The 22,173-nt window shown below is 36.4% G+C and carries 23 protein-coding genes and 1 pseudogene; 13 read left to right on the top strand and 11 right to left on the bottom strand.

Annotation, left to right across the window (positions count from 1 at the left end; translation table 11 throughout):
* Positions 1–10 precede the first annotated feature (10 nt).
* The 4 genes from KA828_RS09375 to KA828_RS09390 form a co-directional block, all read right to left on the bottom strand.
* Positions 11–232, bottom strand: a complete 222-nt coding sequence (locus tag KA828_RS09375; RefSeq protein ID WP_228480654.1) for a hypothetical protein — start codon at positions 230–232, stop codon at positions 11–13.
* 27 nt (positions 233–259) lie between these two features.
* Entirely contained in the window at positions 260–1,075 is an 816-nt protein-coding gene (locus KA828_RS09380; protein WP_193838780.1) for a CPBP family intramembrane glutamic endopeptidase, read from the bottom strand.
* 102 nt (positions 1,076–1,177) lie between these two features.
* Positions 1,178–2,710, bottom strand: a complete 1,533-nt coding sequence (locus tag KA828_RS09385) for a sodium:solute symporter family protein (RefSeq protein ID WP_053030061.1) — start codon at positions 2,708–2,710, stop codon at positions 1,178–1,180.
* Between the two features lie 51 nt (positions 2,711–2,761).
* Positions 2,762–3,643 carry an N-acetylneuraminate lyase gene (locus KA828_RS09390; protein WP_210126119.1) on the bottom strand — a complete coding sequence of 294 codons (882 nt, stop codon included), beginning with the start codon at positions 3,641–3,643 and terminating at the stop codon, positions 2,762–2,764.
* Positions 3,644–3,885: 242 nt separating this feature from the next.
* On the opposite strand from KA828_RS09390, the gene KA828_RS09395 reads away from it, so the two are divergent.
* The gene (locus KA828_RS09395; RefSeq protein ID WP_210126120.1) at positions 3,886–4,752 is read left to right on the top strand and encodes an ROK family protein; all 867 of its coding nucleotides are present in this window, start codon (positions 3,886–3,888) and stop codon (positions 4,750–4,752) included.
* A 59-nt stretch (positions 4,753–4,811) separates the two neighbouring features.
* Here KA828_RS09395 and KA828_RS09400 read toward each other — a convergent pair whose 3' ends face one another.
* On the bottom strand, positions 4,812–5,618 hold the full coding sequence (locus KA828_RS09400; RefSeq protein WP_210126121.1) for a MurR/RpiR family transcriptional regulator: 807 nt from the start codon (positions 5,616–5,618) through the stop codon (positions 4,812–4,814).
* Positions 5,619–5,789: 171 nt separating this feature from the next.
* Between KA828_RS09400 and KA828_RS09405 the strand changes: the two genes are divergently transcribed.
* Complete coding sequence (locus KA828_RS09405) at positions 5,790–6,461, top strand: N-acetylmannosamine-6-phosphate 2-epimerase (RefSeq protein WP_193838775.1); 672 nt, start codon at positions 5,790–5,792, stop codon at positions 6,459–6,461.
* A 24-nt stretch (positions 6,462–6,485) separates the two neighbouring features.
* A complete protein-coding gene (gene nagB, locus KA828_RS09410) occupies positions 6,486–7,214 on the top strand; it encodes a glucosamine-6-phosphate deaminase (protein ID WP_193838774.1) in 729 nt (242 codons plus the stop codon).
* Between the two features lie 58 nt (positions 7,215–7,272).
* On the opposite strand, the gene KA828_RS09415 is transcribed toward nagB, so the two are convergent.
* Positions 7,273–7,521 carry a hypothetical protein gene (locus KA828_RS09415; RefSeq protein WP_193838773.1) on the bottom strand — a complete coding sequence of 83 codons (249 nt, stop codon included), beginning with the start codon at positions 7,519–7,521 and terminating at the stop codon, positions 7,273–7,275.
* Between the two features lie 116 nt (positions 7,522–7,637).
* Positions 7,638–8,795: an N-acetylglucosamine-6-phosphate deacetylase gene (gene nagA / locus KA828_RS09420; RefSeq protein WP_210126122.1), complete on the bottom strand. Its 1,158-nt coding sequence runs from the start codon at positions 8,793–8,795 to the stop codon at positions 7,638–7,640.
* Positions 8,796–9,013: 218 nt separating this feature from the next.
* Here nagA and KA828_RS09425 point away from each other — a divergent pair, with 218 nt between their 5' ends.
* Both KA828_RS09425 and KA828_RS09430 read left to right on the top strand, forming a co-directional pair.
* Positions 9,014–10,636 carry a BCCT family transporter gene (locus tag KA828_RS09425; protein ID WP_210126123.1) on the top strand — a complete coding sequence of 541 codons (1,623 nt, stop codon included), beginning with the start codon at positions 9,014–9,016 and terminating at the stop codon, positions 10,634–10,636.
* 273 nt (positions 10,637–10,909) lie between these two features.
* Positions 10,910–11,695 (top strand): putative hydro-lyase, encoded by a 786-nt coding sequence (locus tag KA828_RS09430; protein ID WP_204193863.1) that lies wholly within the window; start codon positions 10,910–10,912, stop codon positions 11,693–11,695.
* A gap of 58 nt (positions 11,696–11,753) precedes the next feature.
* Here the strand turns inward: KA828_RS09430 and KA828_RS09435 are convergent.
* Positions 11,754–12,953, bottom strand: a pseudogene (locus KA828_RS09435) (DUF819 family protein).
* A 191-nt stretch (positions 12,954–13,144) separates the two neighbouring features.
* Here KA828_RS09435 and KA828_RS09440 point away from each other — a divergent pair.
* The 4 genes from KA828_RS09440 (at position 13,145) to KA828_RS09455 (ending at position 16,141) form a co-directional block, all read left to right on the top strand.
* Complete coding sequence (locus KA828_RS09440; RefSeq protein WP_204193898.1) at positions 13,145–14,563, top strand: anion permease; 1,419 nt, start codon at positions 13,145–13,147, stop codon at positions 14,561–14,563.
* A gap of 194 nt (positions 14,564–14,757) precedes the next feature.
* Positions 14,758–14,925 (top strand): hypothetical protein, encoded by a 168-nt coding sequence (locus tag KA828_RS09445; RefSeq protein WP_174841330.1) that lies wholly within the window; start codon positions 14,758–14,760, stop codon positions 14,923–14,925.
* On the top strand, positions 14,897–15,475 hold the full coding sequence (locus tag KA828_RS13175) for a hypothetical protein (RefSeq protein WP_245336080.1): 579 nt from the start codon (positions 14,897–14,899) through the stop codon (positions 15,473–15,475). The genes KA828_RS09445 and KA828_RS13175 overlap by 29 nt, the downstream gene beginning before the upstream one ends.
* A gap of 135 nt (positions 15,476–15,610) precedes the next feature.
* Entirely contained in the window at positions 15,611–16,141 is a 531-nt protein-coding gene (locus tag KA828_RS09455; protein ID WP_210126124.1) for a tubby C-terminal domain-like protein, read from the top strand.
* Positions 16,142–16,215: 74 nt separating this feature from the next.
* On the opposite strand, the gene KA828_RS09460 is transcribed toward KA828_RS09455, so the two are convergent.
* From KA828_RS09460 to KA828_RS09470, 3 genes are all read right to left on the bottom strand, one after another.
* A complete protein-coding gene (locus KA828_RS09460) occupies positions 16,216–16,416 on the bottom strand; it encodes a hypothetical protein (RefSeq protein WP_204193859.1) in 201 nt (66 codons plus the stop codon).
* 64 nt (positions 16,417–16,480) lie between these two features.
* On the bottom strand, positions 16,481–17,446 hold the full coding sequence (gene bioB / locus KA828_RS09465) for a biotin synthase BioB (protein ID WP_204193857.1): 966 nt from the start codon (positions 17,444–17,446) through the stop codon (positions 16,481–16,483).
* Positions 17,447–17,679: 233 nt separating this feature from the next.
* Positions 17,680–18,873 carry an NADH-dependent flavin oxidoreductase gene (locus tag KA828_RS09470; RefSeq protein WP_210126125.1) on the bottom strand — a complete coding sequence of 398 codons (1,194 nt, stop codon included), beginning with the start codon at positions 18,871–18,873 and terminating at the stop codon, positions 17,680–17,682.
* A gap of 239 nt (positions 18,874–19,112) precedes the next feature.
* On the opposite strand from KA828_RS09470, the gene KA828_RS09475 reads away from it, so the two are divergent.
* Genes KA828_RS09475 through KA828_RS09490 form a run of 4 tightly spaced genes read left to right on the top strand, consistent with a single transcriptional unit; the run spans position 19,113 to position 22,172 of the window.
* Positions 19,113–20,114, top strand: coding sequence for an MsnO8 family LLM class oxidoreductase (locus KA828_RS09475; protein WP_204193855.1), 1,002 nt, complete (start codon positions 19,113–19,115; stop codon positions 20,112–20,114).
* A 21-nt stretch (positions 20,115–20,135) separates the two neighbouring features.
* Positions 20,136–20,477, top strand: coding sequence for a glycine cleavage system H family protein (locus tag KA828_RS09480; RefSeq protein WP_053030078.1), 342 nt, complete (start codon positions 20,136–20,138; stop codon positions 20,475–20,477).
* A 44-nt stretch (positions 20,478–20,521) separates the two neighbouring features.
* Positions 20,522–21,274, top strand: a complete 753-nt coding sequence (locus KA828_RS09485) for a protein-ADP-ribose hydrolase (RefSeq protein WP_204193892.1) — start codon at positions 20,522–20,524, stop codon at positions 21,272–21,274.
* On the top strand, positions 21,258–22,172 hold the full coding sequence (locus tag KA828_RS09490) for an SIR2 family NAD-dependent protein deacylase (RefSeq protein ID WP_239469333.1): 915 nt from the start codon (positions 21,258–21,260) through the stop codon (positions 22,170–22,172). The genes KA828_RS09485 and KA828_RS09490 overlap by 17 nt, the downstream gene beginning before the upstream one ends.
* Position 22,173: the final 1 nt, after the last annotated feature.

Consider the following 22,173-nt stretch of genomic DNA (forward strand, 5'->3'; position numbering starts at 1 on the left):
CTGCTTTTTCTTATTTATCAAATGCAATGGTTTTAATGTTTTTCTCTTTCAAGAATTTCTCAATTTCGGCTTGTTCTCGACCATTCGCAATCACCTTATCTTTATTGACATCAAGAATATTTTTTAACGATGCATCTTCATCTAAATTTAACGCACGTTGATTTGTTTGATATGTTGCTATCATATAATTACTTATCTTTTTAGTGTATTGTTCATATGCTTTATTAGGCATTTGATTATTTTTTTATGTCCCACTCCCTTATGCTTGCTTTCGCTTAATTGTTAGTAAAATTAGAATAACGCATACATATCCAGCGATGGATATCACTGATGCTTCATAACCAAATTGATTGCCTGTTATAGCTATGTTCTTAGTATGTACGACATACTGCCATATGCTATACTGGCTTTCCTTTTCAGTGATGAATACAATTTGAGATAAATTCCAGCAAAAATGTAATGTAATGCTTGCCCAAATGGTATTGAATGTATAAGTTGCTAAACCAAACATAATACCTACTAATGAACCACTAATTAATAATAAGAAGAAACTAGTTACATTTAGTCCACCGTTTAACAAATGAATGGCACCAAAAAAGATTGCCGTGGAAATAATGGCAACGTTGATATTCGTCTTCTTCTCAACATACCCCATCAAGAAACCTCTACATACCATTTCTTCAACGATTGCGCCACCAATGGCTGTTACAAAGATAGACCAGAAAAACGTGTGCAATGTATCATTCAAAGTACTAAAATGATGTACGATGAAATCACCTGGTACAAAGATGAAATATACCGCATAAACTGCTACTGGTAAGCCTATACCTAATACCACATAGATGATATTAAATTTAGGTTTCGTAATACGATACGCTTTTAAATGATCTTTAAATACACGCATTATGAATAATCGAATAACGAGAAATGCAAAGATAACATATAATAATCCTTGTAGAATAGCGCCTATACCTAAAAATGGAATTAAGTCACTAAAGATGGATGCAATGCCTTGCGTAATGCTCATGATTAGTAGTGCTAGAATAAACATACCTATAATCTTTAATAATTTCATGATGATACCTCTATTTTCTTATAATCATCTTTATATTAGCACAATGTTAATGGCATAAAATACGAGTCGAACAAACCTGTTGTCCAACTCGCATGCAAAATATTATTTTTTCTCTACTACTTTAGAGATATATGTTGATGGTTTATCTTTATCGAAGATTGTTAATCCAGTAATATCTTTCGCATTTTTAGCTGGTACAACCAGACTTACTAAGTAGCCAAAGACGAAGGCCACGACGAAAGAAATAATTGATACATAGAATGGTGAGTTTCCGCCTCCAACACCATTGAGTAAGTATGCGATCACTACGCCTGTAACTAAACCTACTAAGACGCCAAATGTGTTGGCACGCTTCGTAAAGATACCTACTGCAAAGATACCAGCCAGTGGTACACCAAATAATCCAGTGATTAATAAGAATAAATCCCATAAGTTATTCGAATCAGCAGCAATTAAGTATATTGAAATACCATAACTTAATAAGCCTGCCACAACAATGACTAATCGTGCGAAGTTAACTTCTGCTTTGTCTGCCCCTTTTCCAAAGAAGCGGTGTTTAATATCTTCCGAAATACATGCTGAAATTGAGTTCAAGCTTGATGAAATCGTTGATTGTGCAGCTGCAAATATAGCAGCAATCAATAACCCACCTACAAATGGTGGCATTTCAGTTAGAATAAAGTACGGCACGATTGATGATGTATTGAATCCTTTAGGTAAGACTTGTTCATGTTGATAGAATGAATACATCATTGTTCCCATACCATAGAAGATAGGTGCAGAGATTAACGCTAATACACCATTGGTCCATAATGATTTCTTCGTTTCGTCCATTGAATCTGATGCTTGATAACGTTGAACAACATCCTGACTCGCAGTATATTGGTGTAAGTTGTTAAAGATATTTCCAAGGAAAATGATTGGAATCGCAGCCGCTGCTGAATTCAATTTCCAGTTATCTGCACTAATAATTTTCTTGTTGGCGATTGCGTCACTAACAATGGTGCCGAAACCACCTTTAATTTCAAAAGCACCGATGATAATAATCAATAATGCACCGCCAAGTAAGATAACGCCTTGAATAAAGTCACTCCATACAACGCCCTCGAATCCACCTAAAAACGTATAAAGAATACATAAAATCCCTACTAAACTAGCTACGATATATGGATTCATATCAGATACTGCTGTAATGGCTAGTGTCGGTAAATAAATTACGATAGCGATGCGTCCCAAATGAAAGATGACAAATAATAATGATCCAATGACACGAATACTTGGACCAAATCGTGCTTCTAAATATTCGTACGCTGATGTTACACGTAACTTTTTAAAGAATGGTACATAAAAAGCAATTAAAATTGGAATAATTGCGACAATCGCAATATTACCAGCTATGTATGCCCAATCCGTTAAAAATGCTTTTTCTGGTGTAGACATAAAGGTAATGGCACTTAATGTTGTCGCATAAATCGAGAAACCAATGGCCCATGAAGGTAAGCGACCACTTGCCGTGAAGAAACTATCCGTATCTTTACCAGCTCTTTTAGTAAAATACGCTCCAATTAATAACATAATGACTAGATAACCAATAACAGCTACCCAATTCCATGCCCCAAAACCTACTTGATGCATAATCAACACCCCTTGTGCTTCATATTCTGTTGTTAAATCGTCTCAGTTTGCTTATAAATCATATTGCTTAATTAAAGTGTCTAATGCGTCACGATGTGTTTCATCAAATGGTTTGAATGGACGTTTAGGTAAGCCGACATCGATACCACGAGACTTTAATATTTCTTTTAATGTTGGATAAATGCCCATACCTAATACTGTTTCAATGATGTCATTTGAATCGTGTTGTATTTGATAGGCTTCAGCAATTTTACCTTCACGTGCTAAATCAAAAATTTGTCGTGCACGGCGACCATTCACATTGTATGTAGAACCAATCGCCCCATCGACACCTGAGATTGTGGCTTGAACTAACATTTCATCAAATCCTGATAATATGAGCTTATTAGGGAATGCTTTACGAATTCGTTCTAATAAGAAGAAATTAGGTGCAGTGTATTTCACGCCAACAACTTTCTCATGGTTAAATAGCTCGCCAAATTGTTCAATACTGATATTGACACCTGTTAAGTCAGGGATTGCATAAATAATCATATTGTTTTGCGTTGCTTCGATAATATCGAAATAGTATTGCTTAATTTCTTCAAATGAGAATGGATAATAGAATGGTGTAACTGCTGATAATGCATCGTAACCTAATTCAGTTGCATATTTCCCTAGTTCAATCGCTTCATTTAAATCTAATGAGCCAATTTGTGCAATTAAGTTCACATCATCTCCAACAGTTTCTTTCACAACTTTAAAGATTTGTTTCTTTTGTTCTTTACTAATTAAGAAATTTTCTCCAGAACTACCATTCACATATAAGCCATCGAGTTTTTCAGTTTCAATCGCATTTTTGGCGATTTGTTTGAGTCCTTCTTCTTTGACTTGGCCATGTTCATCAAATGGTACAAGTAATGCGGCATATAAACCTTTTAATTTATCTTCCATGTCACGTTCCTCCAAACCAATTTTTATTCAAATTCATTTTTATAAACTTTGAGATAAATTCAATTACAATAAATTTCTATTTACACTTCGAATTGTAAACGCTATCATTTTCTTAAACAACTACTTTTGAAAAGATTTAACAAAATATTCTAAAATTAGTGAAAATATTTTTCAAAAGGAGGGATGACGCTTACTTCGATTTGAAGTGTCGTTATAATAAAGACGAATAAGGAGGTACCTCAATGTATAAAATAGCTGTAGATATAGGTGGAACAAATATTAAAGTAGCAGTCATTAATGATGATTTAGAAATGATTGATTATCAAAAGATTAAAACGCCAGACAATATAAATGTACGTATAGTAGATAAAGCGTATGAATTGGTAGAAGGGTTTATTAGCCAATATCAACTTAACAATCCATTTATTGGCATTTCAAGTGCTGGCGTCGTTGATTCGGATTTAGGACAAATTATTTATACCGGTCCGACCATTCCAAATTACGACGGTACGCAATTCTTCGAGGTCTTTAAAGATTTATCGTCTGATATCGCTGTCTATAATGATGTGGATGCTGCATTATTAGGGGAACTCAAACTCCACCATTATGAAGAGGATAATATTTTTTGTTTAACTTTAGGCACTGGTATTGGGGGTGCATTTTATAATTCAACACTTGGTATATATCAAGGGTCACGTCATCGCGCCAATGAAATTGGTTATTTATTGTATCGACAAGAAGATGGTAAAACATTCGAGCAACGTGCCTCAACTTCCGCACTTAAAGCCCTAATGACGGTACATCAGTTTGAACACGGCACCGACGTACCTAAGTTATTTGATTTAGCTGAAAAGGATCATCAAGATGCCATTCACATTCTTAATCAATGGAGTCATTATGTTGCTGAAGGTATCGCACAAATTCAAATTATGTATGATCCAAGTCTCATTCTGATAGGTGGTGGTATTTCATCTCAAGGCGACACATTACTTAAATACATCGAACCTAAAATCCACCACTATCTACCTTCTGATTACGGCATTGCTAAGTTACAAACCACTCAAACAGAAAACCATGCCGCATTATTTGGTGCAATCACTCATCTATAAGGCTATAGCGTTAGACGTGGGATAGCATTCACATTGAATACTATCCCACGCCCCCTTTTTCATTCTTTCTCATCACCTAAAATAACATCCCGCGTTTGTTGATACACGTGATGCATATGCGTGTCATTAAGTAGTATGTAGCTGACTAAATCTAATAAAAAATGTGTTGCGATTTGTGAGTTAATAAATTTCGAATCATTGTTGCTGGATTGCGCAGTCGTAATTAATACTAAATCTGCATTCTTAGTGAGCGTACTACCTTCAAAGTTGGTTATCACAACCACATAGGCACCTTGTTTTTGCGCAATCTTCGCAGCTTCAATTAACTCTAACGTTTCACCACTATTTGAAATAGCGACAAACATATCTCGCGATGACAATAGCGATGCAGAAATCTTCATTTGATGTGCATCTGTCGACACAGATCCTTTAATGCCCATGCGCATCGTTCGATAATAAAATTCACTTGCCGTTAACCCTGAACTTCCTAATCCCGCGAAATTGACTTGGCGACATGTCTTCAAATTATGTGCTAAACGCTTAATCTTTTCCTCGGAAATAAATTCACCCGTTTGTTGAATAATATTTTGATGATAACGATGAATCAGTTGAACAAGTGGCGCATTTTCAACTACTTTTTCTGATTTTTCATGTTGCAAATTAAATTTCATATCTTGAAAGTTGGCATAATTCAATTTCCCACTAAATCTTGTGATTGTAGCTGGTGATGTCCCTATGGCATAGGCTAAAGAATTAATCGTTGAGAAATTTTCATCTAGTTCATGTGTTTGTATGTAGTCGATGATTTTTTTATCCATTTTCGTTAACAAATGACGGCTTCGCTGAATACGATTTTCAAATTTCATTACATCACCTCGTAATTAAGTTAGTTAAACTGTAGTATATTTGAAAATATTTTTCAAATGCGATTTATAAATTGATAAATATTTTCTTAATGTTATGATATGAATGAATAAACGAATCAATTACAATGCTATTTCTATTTACAATTTTGAAAAGACGGAGCGTGTTTAAAAATGTTACCAAACGGATTAATCGTGTCATGTCAGGCGTTACCTGACGAACCATTGCACTCATCATTTATCATGTCAAAAATGGCGCTTGCCGCTTATCAAGGTGGTGCGGTTGGTATTCGTGCTAATACGAAAGAAGATATTTTAGCGATTAGAGAAGAAGTATCATTACCGGTTATCGGAATTGTAAAACGAGATTATGAAGGTTCAAATGTATTTATTACCGCAACTTCTAAAGAGGTTGACGAATTAATCGAAAGTGGTTGCGAGGTCATTGCTTTAGATGCCACTACCCAATCGCGTCCTAAGGAGTCACTTGAGGCATTAGTTCAATACATTCGAGAGAAAGCACCTCATGTTGAAATTATGGCCGATATTTCAACAGTTGAAGAAGCCGTTAATGCAGATCAGTTAAACTTTGATTACATTGGCACAACATTACGAGGGTATACGTCTTATACAAAGGGACACATTCTCTTTGAAAATGATTTTGAATTCTTGAAAGAAGTATTGCAAAAGGTTAATGCCAAAGTGATTGCTGAAGGAAATGTCATTACCCCTGAAATGTATAAAAAGGTAAGCGATTTAGGCGTACATTGCACGGTTGTTGGCGGTGCAATCACACGTCCTAAACAAATCACTGAACGTTTTATAGAAGCTGTCCAACAGAAATAACATCTTTATTTGGAGGCATAAATCATGAAAATAACAAACTTAGTAGACAAAAAACTGGCGAGTGATTATGTTGCCATTGAACTATTGAAACTGACTAAAGACAAACCTGATGCGATATTGGGCCTTGCTACTGGTGGCACGATGACGGATGTCTATCCCCGCTTTTCAGAATTGCTATCAGCCAATCACGTTGATTTAGCAAATGTTCAAACGTTCAATTTAGATGAATATGTAGGTTTAGAACCTTCGCATGCTCAAAGTTATCATACGTATATGCATGAATTATTATTTGATCACAATGATAGTTGGAATGAAGATCACATTCATATCCCTCAAGGGCATGTTGATCATTTAGAGGAGGAAGCACGACGTTACGAAGCACGCTTGAAGCAAATAGGTCAACCAGACATTCAATTATTAGGTATTGGTGAAAATGGCCATATCGGTTTTAATGAGCCAGGCACATCCTTTGAAAGTGAAACACGTGTCGTTGATTTAACCGAATCAACGATTAATGCCAACAGTGTACATTTTGATCATATTGATGATGTACCTAAACAAGCTGTATCAATGGGATTAAATTCCATCATGCGTGCGAAACGAATTATACTCTTAGCATTTGGTGAGCGTAAACGTGATGCGATTCATCAATTATTAAACAGTGAACCAACTGAGTCATTACCTGCATCGATCTTACATCAACATCCTAATGTAGAAATCATTGTTGATGACACGATTTTCAAACAGTTATAGTATCTTATCCTAAATAACACAAAAAAAGAAAGTGGAGATTACAATCCACTTTCTTTTTTTATGAATGCTTAAATAATTTTAAAATTAAATACATAATAATGCTGATAATCGCAATAATTGAGAAAGTAATTAAGAATATTAACTCTGTTTGATGGAATTCAAACGCTAAAGTAAAATGATTAAAACTTTTGAATGTGCTATATACAATAAAATTAAGTACGATTACTGCAAGTAACGCAATAATTGATAGCCATGCTAACCAACTAAAGAAATGTTTAGCATTTGGAAATCTAAAGTCATTATTCATGTATGGACACCTCTTTTCCGTCGCTTGTGTTTCGTATCAAAACATTTACTACATATATACACTTGTATGCATATTTTTAAACGCGGAAAAGAGATAATCACAATTGAATACATTTTTTAATATTGATGTACAACGCCCGATTTGATTGTTTTGTCAATACGAATCGTATCATCTACCACTACGATATCCGCATCTTTGCCGATTGCTAAGCTACCTTTATGCGCATCGATGTTCAATGCAATCGCTTGATTCAAGCTTGTCACACGCCATAAGTTTTCTAATGAATCGTGTGTATAATGAATTAAATTATGCAAACCGTCATTCATTTTAAGAATACTACCTGCTAAGGCACCACTTGCTAGGCGGGCTTCTTTACCTTTAACGATAACGTTCTGTCCACCCAAATCATATTCCCCGTCTTCCATGCCTTTCGCACGCATAGCATCAGTAATGAGATACATATGTTCATTCCCTTTTTGCTTATATGCAATATGCACAGCAGCCGGATGTGAATGAATACCATCCACGATAATTTCAGTATTTAATTGATTATTCGTCCACGCTGCACCAAAGACACCAGGATTGCGATGTTCGAATGGTGTAGCTGCATTATATAGATGTGTGACGTGCTTAGCACCATGTTCCACCGCTTCATTCGCTTCATCAAAAGTGGCTACCGTATGCCCCATTGAGAAGATAATATCATCATGTAACTGATTAAGCGTATCATGGGCACCTTCAACTTCTGGTGCAAATGTAATAATTTTGATTTGATGATTAGCCACATCTTGAAAATGCTGAATTTTCGACGCTGATGGACGTTGCACATATTTAGGATTTTGAGCCCCAACTTTATGTTCTGAAATAAATGGTCCTTCTAAATGAATGCCACCTACTTCCGCTGCTTCTCCTTGTTGTTGATCTGCTTGATATGCCACGATATTTTTCAATGCCTTTTCAATATTGGCATCCGATTGTGTCATCGTTGTTGCTAAGAATGTAGTTGTGCCCTCTGATAACAATTGTTCCGCCAAATGTTTCAAACCATCGTAAGACGCATCCATAGCATCCTCACCATAGCCACCATGAATATGAATATCAATGAACCCAGGCAATACATTTTGACCTTTCACATCTATTTGTTCTAATTCGCCAGTATACGTTCCTTGCTGAATATCACTGATTTTGCCATCTTCTACTACAAGATATCCATTTTCAATAACTTGTTGTTCTGTGTAAATTTTACCGTTCGTAATGACATAGTTTGTCGACATGATATACCTTCTTTTCTATTGAATTCTTCAAATTTTCATCTCAATTATAGCATTTCATTAGATAGTATTTAGCCAAATTTCTCTTTTGGAAAAAGTTTTCAAAATAGCGCAGTATGACTTATGAATCGTTATATTTCATAAAATTTGAATTTTGAAAATATTTACTATTATCGGTATACTCAAAATAAATAAAATATAAAGGATGACTTAATTGAACAATGAATGACAAGCGACAGAAAAACAATTATTTAGTATACACGGTATCCGTGGCCATCATTATACTTATAACTGCAATGGCTGGCTTCTTTCCTAAAGCTTTCGGAAATCATGCACAACATATTTATGACTTTATTTCTAATTCATTTGGTTGGTTATTTTTACTTATCATATTCATTTTAGACATCTTTTTAATCTCTTTAGCAATTTCTCGTTATGGCCGTTTCAAATTAGGGCGTGATGATGAAGAACCAGAATTTTCATTCTTATCATGGTTAGGTATGTTATTTTCGGCTGGACTTGGTGTTGGTATCGTATTCTGGGGGGTTGCTGAACCACTCACACATTATCTCCATTCACCTTTTCCAAAAGACGTGCCGAATGCATCGGCAGAATCTGCTCGTGTAGCTATGGGTTATACTTTCTTCCATTGGGGCATTTCACAATGGTCTATATTCGCCATGGCGGGACTGATCGTGGCGTATTTTCAATTTCGTAAAAAGCGAGACGGATTAATTTCTACAGCAATGGAACCTGTCTTCGGACAAGCTTATAAACGTCCATTTCGAAATATCATTGATATCTTAGCAATTATAGCTACAGTCATGGGTATCGCCACTTCTATCGGTCTTGGAATTATGCAAATTAGTGGTGGTCTTAACCATGTCTTTCATGTACCCAACAATAACGTTACAAAAATAGCTATCACAGTACTCATGGTGTGTATATTCTTAGGTTCTGCGGTAACTGGATTAAATCGTGGCGTGAAATGGCTAAGCAACATCAATATTATTTTAGGTGCAATCTTATTATTATTTATGCTGATTGTTGGGGATTTAAAATTCATCTTTGAATCCTACACGCTAGCCATTGGCGATTATATCAGACATTTTGTTGAATATAGTTTGCGTATCAATCCCTATTCTGGTGATAATGCATGGATTCAACAATGGACCGTCTTTTACTGGGCATGGGTCATCTCATGGTCACCATTTATCGGTGGTTTCGTTGCTCGTGTATCTCGTGGACGTACCATTCGTGAATTTATTATGTGTGTCTTAATCGTACCGCCACTCATTTCATTTGTATGGATTGCTGGCTTTGGTGGTATGGCAGTGAAAGTTGCAATGGGTGGCGATAATATTGCGCAATTAGTTGATAAAGATTACACCATTGCATTATTTGAATTATTATCGAAATTCCCATTGGCTGATATAACGAGCATACTTGCCGTCGTCTTAATATTCTTACTCATAGTGACAAGCGCCGACTCAACGACACATATTGTTGCTGGCATGGCAACGGGAGGTAGTGAGAATCCTAAGGTTAAGCACAAAGTGATTTGGGGATTACTCATTGGTGCAATCTCGGTAGCAATGACGATTGCAGGTGGGTTAACAAGCTTACAAACTGCCTCTGTTGTAACAGGATTACCGTTCTCTATCATTCTATTATTAATGACGCTCTCAATTATGCGCGCACTCCGCAGAGAACATACGAAGCACTTCCAAATGTCTTATATCAATGATGACAAAGACTATTCTATCCCATTGGAACAACGTGAACAGCTTAATCAGTCTAATGAAAAGGAACAAGATAAGGAACAGAACAATGAAGAAGAATAACAATATGAATCTGTACTTTAATTTACTGCCTTTAATTGGACTAATCATAAGTATATTTTTATTCATACTATATTTTGTTATTTATCATGTAGATGATAATTGGGTTATTGTAAGTTTATATTGTTTATTACCACTATTTGTGAATAGTTCGATCACTTTAGCATACAAGCTTTTTAATAAATAGCGCATATACCACTCTTGTCATATGTGTAATTTTAAAATATTGTAGTAATAAGGACTTTTATCATTAAGGGGAAACAAGGGGGATTTATAATGAATTACAAACAAGCATCACCTGACGTCTTGCGCCAATTAATTCGAGATGGAGAACTTGTCGGTCACACAAGTGGTATGGCTGAGGGCTACATTCAAGCAAATGTAGTCATATTGCCATCGAAATACGCTTATGATTTTTTAAAATTTTGTTTTCGAAATCCTAAGACGTGTCCACTATTAGATGTCTCGGAAGTTGGTGCACATTCGTTTCCATATTATGGACGTAATGCAGATATACGCTCTGAAGTTCCGAAGTATCGTATTTATGAACATGGCCAGTTGATTAAAGAAGTCGATGATATCACTGACCTTTATACCGAAGATATGGTTAGCTTTCTAATTGGGTGTAGTTTCACCTTCGAACATGCCATGTTGGAAGCTGGCTTACCTGTTCGACACATTGAAGAAGGTCATAACGTCCCAATGTATCGTACTAACATCCCTGCCGAATCAAGTGGCTATTTTAAAGGTAACATTACAGTTAGTATGCGTCCGATGACTATGACTCAAGCGATTAAGGCAACAGAAATTACTTCACATTTTAAGAATGTCCATGGCACGCCAATCCATATTGGCACACCAGAAGAACTGGGTATCACGGATATTAATAAGCCTGATTATGGAGAGGCTGTCACGATCAAACCAAATGAAGTCCCTGTCTTCTGGGGGTGTGGCGTGACACCACAGTCCGTTGCGCTTGATGCCAAACCAGAGTTAATGATTACACACTCACCCGGACACATGTTTATTACAGATATTAAAGATAGCGAATTAAATGATTAAATTTAAAAAGGAGATATTCAGCTAAACGTTTTGCTGAGATATCTCCTTTTATGTATGCTTATCCAATGTGTATTAACAGTTGATACATAAGTGTCCCGGCATAGTTCCCAATGACATAACCTAATGTGCCTATAATTAATATTGGACCAACAAGCCCTTGCCATCCTTTACTAATTGCTAATGCTGCTGCCGTCGTTGGACCACCTGCTGTCGCATTACTCGCTAACAATATTTCTTCAATCTTGAAATTAAATAATTTCCCTACAATTAAACTTAAACCTAAATTGAAAATTAAAATAATCATCACAAAGACAAATAACAATGGCGCCGTCTATATAATCGTCATAAATGAAGCCGGCGTTCCGATAACGACAAAGAATATATAAATAATGAACGTCCCAATTTCTGAAGAACCGGCTAATTTATCAAAGAAATCTCCCCAAATAGCCACCGCTAATAACGTCAGTGTCGTCAATAACAAATACTGATCGCCAAAGAAAGAAACTAGTATCGTTAGTATGACATTAGACTGCGGTATCACATGTTGAATGACCTCAGATAATTTAAAACTGATTGCCACTAATGCCACAGCAATCGCTATCGAAAGTGCAATATCTAACAGTTGAATTTGCTTCGGTTTCCAATAAGATTGTTGCGTTTCTGGTGTTGACGCCGTTTGGTAATCCGTCTTGAACCATTTCTTTATAATAGGCAATGACGGTATGGCAATTAATAACATAAAGTACAGCGCCATCACACTATTATCCGCTACAACTGTAGATGAAATCATATCACTCGGTGTTTTAAATTTGGTACTTAAAGCCGCAAAGTTTACACCACCACCGATATAGCTACCTGTCATCATCGCGCCAATCTTAGCTAAGTATGGAATCCATTGATGCAGTACAATAAATCCTACTGTGGTTCCCATTAATGTCCCAACAGACGCAATTAAGAAAATATATAATAATCGACGACTTTCTTTCCAAATCTTTAAAATGTTCGAACTGAACAATAATAAAGGAATTGAAATAGGTACGGCATAATCCCACACCGTATCATACACCAGTGATTCAGTTGGAATCACTTTAAAATTAGATAATACCATCGCACCTACCAAGGCTATAATGGCTCCTGAAATCGTGCTCGCCCATTGATATTTTTGTTCTAAGACAATACTGACTGTCGCCCAAACAATAATAATTGCCCACAATATCCATGTATCATCTTTCGCGATCAACGTCCCTATAGTTAACATGATGTCATCCCCTTTCTTTGAATAACATTTTATCCCATACACATCTAAAATTCGATAGCCTATACGTTTTTTTAACTTAATATTTAATTGATAATTATTATCAATTAAATACAAAAACACTCTGTACATTACTTAAAAATAAGTCTATTCTATGTATGAAAATGTTCGAAAGTTGGAAAGAAGGTTTCGAGATGAATCACTCTGTTAAATATAAGAAATTTATATTACCCCTTGTCATCGGCATACTTATCGCTGTGCTTGCCCCCTTCAGACCCGAATCACTCAGTCTGGATGCATGGTTAATGTTTGCTATATTTGTAGGTACCATCATCGGTTGTATCACACAACCTATGCCGATTGGTGCCGTATCGATCATAGGGTTCACGCTAACCGTGTTAGTTGGCGTTATCGATACAAAGACTGCTGTTCAAGGTTTCGGTAATCCTAGTATTTGGTTGATTGCAATGGCATTCTTTATCTCTAGAGGGTTTGTTAAGACTGGACTAGGTCGACGTATCGCACTTCAGTTTGTCAGACTATTTGGTAAAAAGACACTTGGTCTGGCATACTCACTGGTCGGTGTAGATTTAATATTAGCGCCAGCAACACCTAGTAATACTGCCCGTGCTGGTGGTATTATGTTCCCAATCATTCAGTCACTATCAAAATCATTTGGTTCTGACCCGAAACAAGGCACCGAACGTAAGGTGGGCTCATTTTTAATCTTTACCGAATTTCACGGCAACCTTATTACTGCAGCCATGTTCTTAACAGCAATGGCCGGTAACCCACTCGCTCAAAATTTAGCAGAGAAAACTGCACATGTTCACGTAACTTGGATGAACTGGTTCTTAGCAGGAGTTGTACCTGGAATTGTGTCACTGATTGTCATACCTTACATTATTTATAAACTATATCCACCAACAGTGAAAGAGACACCGGATGCGAAACATTGGGCTGAAAATGAATTAGCTGATATGGGGTCAATTGATAAAGCTGAAAAATTCATGATTGGTGTATTTATTATCGCCTTACTACTTTGGGTAGTAGGTAGCTTTATTGGTGTAGACGCAACATTAACTGCATTTATTGCATTATCTTTATTGCTTATCACAGGTGTATTAGATTGGAAAGATATCTTAAATGAAACGGGTGCTTGGAATACATTAGTTTGGTTCTCAGTGCTAGTTATGATGGCAGATCAACTCAATCAATTAGGCTTTATTCCATGGTTAAGTCATACCATCGCAACAAGCTTAGGTGGACTCAGTTGGCCAGTCGTTCTTGTAATACTCATTATCTTTTACTTCTATTCACATTACCTATTTGCCAGTTCAACCGCTCACGTCAGTGCGATGTACGCTGCATTGCTTGGCGTAGCCGTTGCCGCAGGTGCACCACCATTATTCAGTGCATTAATGCTTGGCTTCTTTGGAAATTTAATGGCCTCTACAACACACTACAGTAGCGGTCCAGCACCTATCCTTTATGCCTCTGGTTACGTCACTCAGAAACGTTGGTGGTTGATGAACCTAGCATTAGGCGTTGTGTACTTTGTCATCTGGCTCGGTTTAGGTTCACTATGGATGAAATTGATAGGATTGATGTAACTGTATTAAGGAGAGAAACAGTGCATTCTGTTTCCCTCCTTTTTTGTTCTTTATTCCTTTATATTTATCTCTTCCTTAGTCAATACTATTGAACAAATAAAGACTTTTACTTACATATCTTTTCTGTTGCCAAATATTTCAATGCGTATTATAATTTATAAAAATATTATATTATAATAAAAGGAGATGATACTATGATTCCTGAAGAAAGAAGTTCATATACTTTAACTGAAGAAGAAGCTATCATATTTGCAACTGCAAAGTTTAAGCCTTTTCATAACCGACTTGAAGAAGATACACCACAACCAAATCCATTTAAAAAACTAGTAGAAAATGAAAAAGATAAACCATCAACTTTGTAATATCTTTGAACTTACTAACTATGAGATGGAAGATGAATTTCTTCTCAAACTTATCCGACGAAATATAAGTAAATTTAAAACTTCTTCAAACCCTTCTATTGCATCTTACTTGCAAGACAAAGCTCTTTCTTTAAATAAACAAAATTCAATCCGCACGTATTTAATAATTGATTCCGATACTTCAGAACTCATCGGATATTTTTGTTTAAAAATAGTCATCATAAAATTTGAAATTAATGTAAGTAAAAATATTAAAAAGAAAATTTCTTCTGATGCTATGAAAAACAATGAATTTCCATCTTTATTAATTACGAAACTCGCTAGAAACGACCAATATAAAGGTTTAGTTTCAGGGAAAACAATTTTAAAATATGCATTCTCAATAGCTTATGATATTTATAAAAAAACTGCATTGAAACATGTTTGCGTTGACTGGTACGATCATTTCAAACTAGATAAATTTTATTGTGAAGATTGTCGCTTTAAAATATTTCAATATAAAGTTACTGATAAAGGTAAACTTGTTTCGGCCTTCTATAAATTTGAGTAATCGAAAAAATTCATTTCATATGATCTCCACCAATAAGCTATATCTTTTTCTTTCTCCTCTTGCATGAAATATACAACTTGTTTATGTTTAAAATAAATGATGCTTCTTGTAATTCTTTAAAAGTAGGTGAGCAGTATGTATACACATAAAATTGGGCATGTCTTATCACCAAAATTAAAAAACATTGTTGATGTAGACGATCCTAACAAACAGTTAGGAAGCATTAAACGTTTTGAAGTATATGGCTATGAATATCTATTTATTGAGGATATGCGTCTTTTTTTCAAAGCAAGATGGCGTATTTTTGACAATAAACAACGCTTAGTATTCAAAGGGCGTCGCAAATTTCCATTTATCACTAAAAATTATATCGTTAATTATTTTGAAACGGAACCGCAAGTAACGCATGATATAACCATCCACCAAAAATTATTTCCCGAGAAAACAGATTGTCCTTATTTTTATTTTAATGATGAATGTTATACGTTACGTTATGATTTCTTTGAATGGAGTACAATTGTAAACGAAGATACTGGTAGTACAATAGCAAGTTGGAAGTTAATAAGAGAACCAAATAAGCAAGTATATTTTGAGTTATTAGATCCCACTATGGCGCAACATCAATTATTATTTTTAGGTATCTTCAATACTATTTTTGAATATTAATGATTTTATGTTTTAATGTTAAAAACCACACGTTTTTACCTTAAAATTCAAAACGTGTGGTTTATGTCTATGATTCAGTCATTATTATTTTCTTTTTCTCTAAGCTTGCCTAAATTAACTATGCCTATAGTAAGTGGTGCATATAAAAACATTAATGCATATGCCACATTAACACCCATTAGAAAATGGAATATACAGAATGCCAATATGCCTACTACAATAAGTAAAATGTTATGCCAACGTTTATCTCCAAATGATGATTGTTTAGATGACATGTTATTTCATCCTTTTCTAAATGTTCTTCTCTTCTATCGTAGCAAATTTCAAACGTATTCTAAACTACCCATCAATCTCAAATCCTAAATCTTCAATCATTTGATAGTCGAGTTCGTTTGGTTGTCCGCCTGTAATCAAATAATCACCTACAAAGATGGAATTGGCTGCTTTTAATGCGATGGCTTGGAGTGATCGTAAATTCACTTCTCGACCACCGGCAATACGAATTTCTTTAGAGGGATTAATAAGCCGAAACATCGCGATAATTCTTAAACATTTCATTGGCGATAATAAATCGAGTCCGCCGAATTTTGTTCCTTTAATTGGGTGTAGAAAATTAATTGGAATACTATCAGCATCAATTTCTCTCAACGCAAATGCCATATCGATAATATCCTCGTTCGTCTCACCCATGCCACAAATCACACCTGAACACGGCGAGATGTGATTCGCTTTCATGATTTCAACCGTACGTACACGATCTTCATATGTATGTGTCGTTACAACCTCGCTATGATAACGTTCACTTGTATTTAAATTATGATTATAGCGATCCACGCCCGCTTCTTTTAACTTCTCCGCTTGCGCTTCATTTGTTAGTCCTAAGCAGGCACAAATTTTAAGTTGTGGATGCAACGCTTTAATATCATGAACCGTCTCACAGATATGATCAACCTCTCTATTTGTAGGACCACGCCCACTCATCACGATACAGTATGTACCAATATGGTTATCTGTCGCTACTTGTGCACCTGCTTTAATTTTTTCTGGTTCCACTAAGGCGTATCGTTGTTTGTCTTTCATTTTCACAGATTGACCGCAATAACCACAGTCTTCTGAACAAATTCCACTTTTCGCATTAAGTATCATATTGAGTTTCACTTTTTTCCCGAAAAAGTGTTTCCGAATGATATATGCTTCATTTAATAATTCAAATGTATCAATCGTTTGATCTTCAAATAATGCTAACGCCTCATCCTTACTTAAAACATCTTGATTTAAAATACGTTCTGCCAAATTTAATCTCATGTTGTTAAACCCCTTACTTTAAAAAATCCCGCTAAACTCTAAATGTAAACTTTATATAATGATAAGTTTACATTAACAACGTGAAAAATTAAATATTTAGCTGGAAATTAACCAAAACAAAAGGCTGGAACGTATTAAAACATCCCAACCTATATCAACATATTCTTGTTCTATTCATCATTGTAGGGCAATGCAACAAAATCTTTTAACACATTAGATTTCTGCCTTGCGCCCTATTCTTCATCATAATTTTTCTCTAATTTACGCAGTTCATCGCGTGTTTTCTTCTGCAAACCTTCACCGTAATCCATCATTTGTACAATATCTTTAAAGGCAGCATGTGGAATGGCTAGTTCATCTAACTCATCTGGATGTATATGTAAGTCAATGGCGTCTTCACGTCCTTCTGCCAATTTGCGCACGAAATCTGGTTCTGTGACAAATGGTGAAGACATGCCAACCATATCAGCGTTACTTAAAGTATCTAGTGCCGTCTCAGGCGAATTAATACCGCCGCTTGCAATGAGTGGTATACGACCATTTAAATGTTCATATACGACTTGATTAACGCGTCGTCCATAATGTGCGCCAGGTGTACGTGTCTTATTCTGATAAATATTACGCCCCCAACTTGCGATAGCCAGGTAATGAATATTGGCGACGTCCATAACCCAATCGATATGTTGATTAAATTCATCGACGGTATAGCCTAAGTCACTACCTCTTGTTTCTTCAGGTGTTGCTCTATAGCCGAAGATGAAATCACTTGGTGCTTCATCATCAATCACTTTCTGTACTGCTTGCATGACCTCTAAGCCAAAGCGTGCTCGATTCTCTAATGAATCAACACCATACTGGTCATGACGCTGATTAGAGAATGTTGAGAAGAATGTTTGTAATAATAAACGTTGTGCGACTGAAATCTCAACACCATCAAATCCTGCTTGGATCGCACGAGATGTCGCATCTGCATATTGTTGTGTAACTTCATGAATTTTATCAACTGACATCTCTAACACGTTGTGTTTAATTGGTGAATGCAAGGTCATTGGACTGGGACCATACACTTCCCCATAATTCATAATTGCAGTATTTGAGAATCTTCCAGCATGTGCAAGTTGAATAATCGCTTTATTGCCACCTTGTTTCATCGCTTGCGCAACTTTTCTAAGTCCAGGAATACAAGCATCATCAGAGATATTAAAGCCGTATTCAAACAATTGTCCATATGGCTCAATATATGCTGCGCCAGTTACTTGCAATCCTGCTGAACTTGCGCGTCGTTTCGCATAACGTAAATCTTCTTCTGTGATATGTCCTTCTTTCGTAGATGAGTTCGTCGTCATTGGCGAAAGGACAAATCGATTGGCTAATGTAATGCCATTAGATAATGTAATGGGTTCTAGCAATGGTGCGTACTTCGACATTTTATGACATCCTCTTTCGTTCATTTTTGTATTATTTTCAAAGTATCATGCTTTATGACAATACACAATCGACTTGTTTGTGAACGATTTTTTGGCCCCTTTTCGGGAAAAGAAAATAGCAGTAGAACATTTGTGTGACGTATAAACTAAATTACTACAAAAATTCTTTAAACACGTTAAAATGGTGGTGGGTATTATAATAAGGGACTAAACAATTAAGCTTTGGAGATGAGCACCAAGTGGATTTCAATATATTAGATTATGCCATGATTGATGAAGGTAAGGATGCGACACAAGCATTACAAGATACAACAAGACTTGCTAAACGCGCTGATGAACTAGGTTATAAACGTTTCTGGTTAACGGAACATCATGATGTACCAGCGTTTGCGAGTGGTAGTCCTGAACTCTTAATGATGCATTTGTTAGGGGAAACGAAACGCATTAAATTGGGGTCTGGCGGGGTCATGTTACCGCACTATAGCCCGTTTAAAGTGGCCGAAAATTTCAAAATGTTAGAGGCACTCCACCCTGGTCGGGTTGACTTGGGTATCGGCAATAATCCAGGTACAGCGGTGGTTAAACGCGCAATGGACGAGGACAAACGTGATTATCTTGATTATGCACAAAGTATTGAAGATATTCGCCATTACTTGACGCAAGCACCAGAAGCCCAACGCGTAGGACAGGTCATTAGTCAGCCTCAGCTATCTCGTCATCCTGATATGTGGCTCTTAAGCGCAAGTCAACGTTCAGCTAAATTAGCTGCTACACAGGGCATGGGCTACACATTAGGGACATTCTTATTACCAAACCAGGATAAGATTGATGCAGCTAAAGCGTCTGTCGAAACGTATCGCGAACATTTTCAAACGACTGCGTTAAACATGTCACCCACAGTCATGTTAACCACATTTGTCATCGTTACGGATACTGAAGAAGAGGCACAAGACTTATTACATGCACTTGACGTGTGGTTATTAGGCAAACAACAATTTGCTGAGTTTGATCGCTTCCCTTCTATTGAAACAGCTAGACAATATAAATTAAGTGACCGTGATAAACGCGTTATCGCTCAACACCGTTCACGAATTCTAGCCGGAACAATAGCACAAGTGAAACCCCGCTTGGATACAATGATCCAAGAATTTAAGGCGGATGAAGTCTTAGTTGTACCACTATTACCAGGCATCGACCAACGATGTCGTACAATCGAACGCATAGCACAAGCGTATTTATAAATAAAGAAAGGATGATATGTAATGGCTAAATTAGCTAATTATTTATATGTAGAAAAAGTAGGTAACCAATATATTTATCGTATGACACCTGAATTACAAGATGATGTAGGTACTGTAGGTTATGTCGAATTTATGGGCGCAGACGATGTTAATGTTAATGATGAAATCGTCAGCATCGAAGCATCTAAAACTGTATTAGATGTGCAATCTCCACTTGCAGGTAAAATCGTTGAACGTAATACGAAAGCAGAAGATGAACCAGCTATTTTAAATTCAGAAAAACCAGAAGAAAATTGGTTAGTTAAATTAGAAAATGTAGATGAAGCAGCATACGACGCATTACCAGATCCAGATGAGGACTAAATGCAGTGAATCAACAAGAACGTTTAGCTTATCTAATTGAAGCCATGTGGAAAGAACAATATGGTGACAAACCTTTAGACTTCCCTGAGACTGACACAGAACAGTGGGAATTGTATCGAGGTTTGGCCAATGTTCGTCCACCTGAGCCTGTAAGTTCTGAGTACTTAGAGATACAAGATGCCTTTTTATCTACATTGAACAACCAACAAGACATCACACATATCAATGATTTAACACCTATTTCAGATGCGTCACTATATGTATGGCAAGGCGACATCACAACACTTGCTATTGACGGTATCGTCAACGCAGCGAACAGCCGATTTTTAGGATGTATGCAAGCGAATCATGATTGCATCGATAATATCATTCACACTAAAGCTGGTGTACAATTACGTCTTGATTGCGCTAATATTATTGCGCAACAAGGCCGTAAAGAAGGTGTGGGGAAAGCAAAGATTACCTCTGCTTATAACCTACCAGCGACATATGTTATTCATACAGTCGGGCCTCAAATTCATAAACAACCTGTGTCACAGATGAATAAAGATTTGCTCGCACGTTGTTATCGAAGTTGTCTGGCACTTGCCGATGAAAAGGGGTTAAGACACTTAGCATTCTGTTGTATTTCAACAGGTGTCTTTGGATTCCCTCAAGATGAAGCGAGTCGCATAGCAATTCAAACCACACGCGACTATTTGCATGAAACTGGCTCAAAGATGAAAGTACTCTTTAATGTATTTACAGATAAAGATTTAGCACTTTATAAGGAGGCTTTCAATGACGACAACAGATAACACGACACAGAAACAGAACTGGATTGCACTTGATAAGGCGCAACAAGCAGACGCTAATCAAACCGATATTTTAGCACAAGCGATTGATGAAGCAGATGCCATTGTTGTAGGTATAGGTGCGGGGATGTCTGCATCAGACGGCTTCACTTATATTGGTGAACGCTTTACGCAGAATTTCCCTGATTTTATCGAGAAATATAACTTCTTCGATATGCTACAAGCGAGTCTGCATCCATTTGAAAGTTGGCAGGAGTATTGGGCATTTGAAAGTCGTTTCGTGAAATTAAACTACTTAGATCAACCCGTAGGTCCTTCTTACGTGGCACTTAAACAGATGCTTCAGCAAAAGGATTATCATATCATTACGACAAATGCAGATAATGCCTTTCTCGTCGCAGATTATGATTTAGACAAAGTGTTCCATATTCAAGGAGAATACATTCTCTGGCAATGTAGCCAACACTGTCATGCACAAACGTATCGTGACGATGATGCAATTCGCGAAATGGTAGCCCAACAAGAAGACATGAAAATTCCATATGAGCTGATTCCACATTGCCCAAAATGTGATGCACCTATGGAAATTAATAAACGTAAAGCACAAGTTGGGATGGTTGAAGATGCGGACTTCCATGCACAACTAGATCGCTACAACCATTTTCTAGACACGCATAAAGATGGCAAAGTGTTATATCTTGAAATCGGTATTGGTTATACGACACCACAATTTGTGAAACATCCGTTCCAACGTATGACACGCCAAAACCCAAATGCTGTGTTTATGACATTAAACAAGAAAGCGTATCGCATCCCTAAATCAATCCAAGATAGAACGATTCATCTTACTGAAGATATTGCGTCGTTACTCATTCATGCACAAAGACAATTAACAACTTAGG

It is taken from the genome of Staphylococcus sp. GDY8P85P (genome assembly GCF_017892405.1).
GTDB classification, from domain to species: domain Bacteria; phylum Bacillota; class Bacilli; order Staphylococcales; family Staphylococcaceae; genus Staphylococcus; species Staphylococcus borealis.

Excerpts from the sequence above, each read along its gene's own strand:
- KA828_RS09460 (WP_204193859.1), bottom strand. The coding sequence starts at position 16,416 with ATGTCATCTAAACAATCATCATTTGGAGATAAACGTTGGCATAACATT.
- KA828_RS09405 (WP_193838775.1), top strand. The coding sequence starts at position 5,790 with ATGTTACCAAACGGATTAATCGTGTCATGTCAGGCGTTACCTGACGAA.
- KA828_RS09400 (WP_210126121.1), bottom strand. The coding sequence starts at position 5,618 with ATGAAATTTGAAAATCGTATTCAGCGAAGCCGTCATTTGTTAACGAAA.
- KA828_RS09445 (WP_174841330.1), top strand. The coding sequence starts at position 14,758 with ATGATTCCTGAAGAAAGAAGTTCATATACTTTAACTGAAGAAGAAGCT.
- KA828_RS09440 (WP_204193898.1), top strand. The coding sequence starts at position 13,145 with ATGAATCACTCTGTTAAATATAAGAAATTTATATTACCCCTTGTCATC.
- nagA (WP_210126122.1), bottom strand. The coding sequence starts at position 8,795 with ATGTCGACAAACTATGTCATTACGAACGGTAAAATTTACACAGAACAA.
- KA828_RS09470 (WP_210126125.1), bottom strand. The coding sequence starts at position 18,873 with ATGTCGAAGTACGCACCATTGCTAGAACCCATTACATTATCTAATGGC.
- KA828_RS09375 (WP_228480654.1), bottom strand. The coding sequence starts at position 232 with ATGCCTAATAAAGCATATGAACAATACACTAAAAAGATAAGTAATTAT.
- KA828_RS09415 (WP_193838773.1), bottom strand. The coding sequence starts at position 7,521 with ATGAATAATGACTTTAGATTTCCAAATGCTAAACATTTCTTTAGTTGG.
- KA828_RS09480 (WP_053030078.1), top strand. The coding sequence starts at position 20,136 with ATGGCTAAATTAGCTAATTATTTATATGTAGAAAAAGTAGGTAACCAA.
- KA828_RS09385 (WP_053030061.1), bottom strand. The coding sequence starts at position 2,710 with ATGCATCAAGTAGGTTTTGGGGCATGGAATTGGGTAGCTGTTATTGGT.
- KA828_RS09490 (WP_239469333.1), top strand. The coding sequence starts at position 21,258 with ATGACGACAACAGATAACACGACACAGAAACAGAACTGGATTGCACTT.
- KA828_RS09395 (WP_210126120.1), top strand. The coding sequence starts at position 3,886 with ATGTATAAAATAGCTGTAGATATAGGTGGAACAAATATTAAAGTAGCA.
- KA828_RS09425 (WP_210126123.1), top strand. The coding sequence starts at position 9,014 with ATGAATGACAAGCGACAGAAAAACAATTATTTAGTATACACGGTATCC.
- nagB (WP_193838774.1), top strand. The coding sequence starts at position 6,486 with ATGAAAATAACAAACTTAGTAGACAAAAAACTGGCGAGTGATTATGTT.
- bioB (WP_204193857.1), bottom strand. The coding sequence starts at position 17,446 with ATGAGATTAAATTTGGCAGAACGTATTTTAAATCAAGATGTTTTAAGT.
- KA828_RS09380 (WP_193838780.1), bottom strand. The coding sequence starts at position 1,075 with ATGAAATTATTAAAGATTATAGGTATGTTTATTCTAGCACTACTAATC.
- KA828_RS13175 (WP_245336080.1), top strand. The coding sequence starts at position 14,897 with ATGAAAAAGATAAACCATCAACTTTGTAATATCTTTGAACTTACTAAC.
- KA828_RS09455 (WP_210126124.1), top strand. The coding sequence starts at position 15,611 with ATGTATACACATAAAATTGGGCATGTCTTATCACCAAAATTAAAAAAC.
- KA828_RS09390 (WP_210126119.1), bottom strand. The coding sequence starts at position 3,643 with ATGGAAGATAAATTAAAAGGTTTATATGCCGCATTACTTGTACCATTT.
- KA828_RS09485 (WP_204193892.1), top strand. The coding sequence starts at position 20,522 with ATGTGGAAAGAACAATATGGTGACAAACCTTTAGACTTCCCTGAGACT.
- KA828_RS09430 (WP_204193863.1), top strand. The coding sequence starts at position 10,910 with ATGAATTACAAACAAGCATCACCTGACGTCTTGCGCCAATTAATTCGA.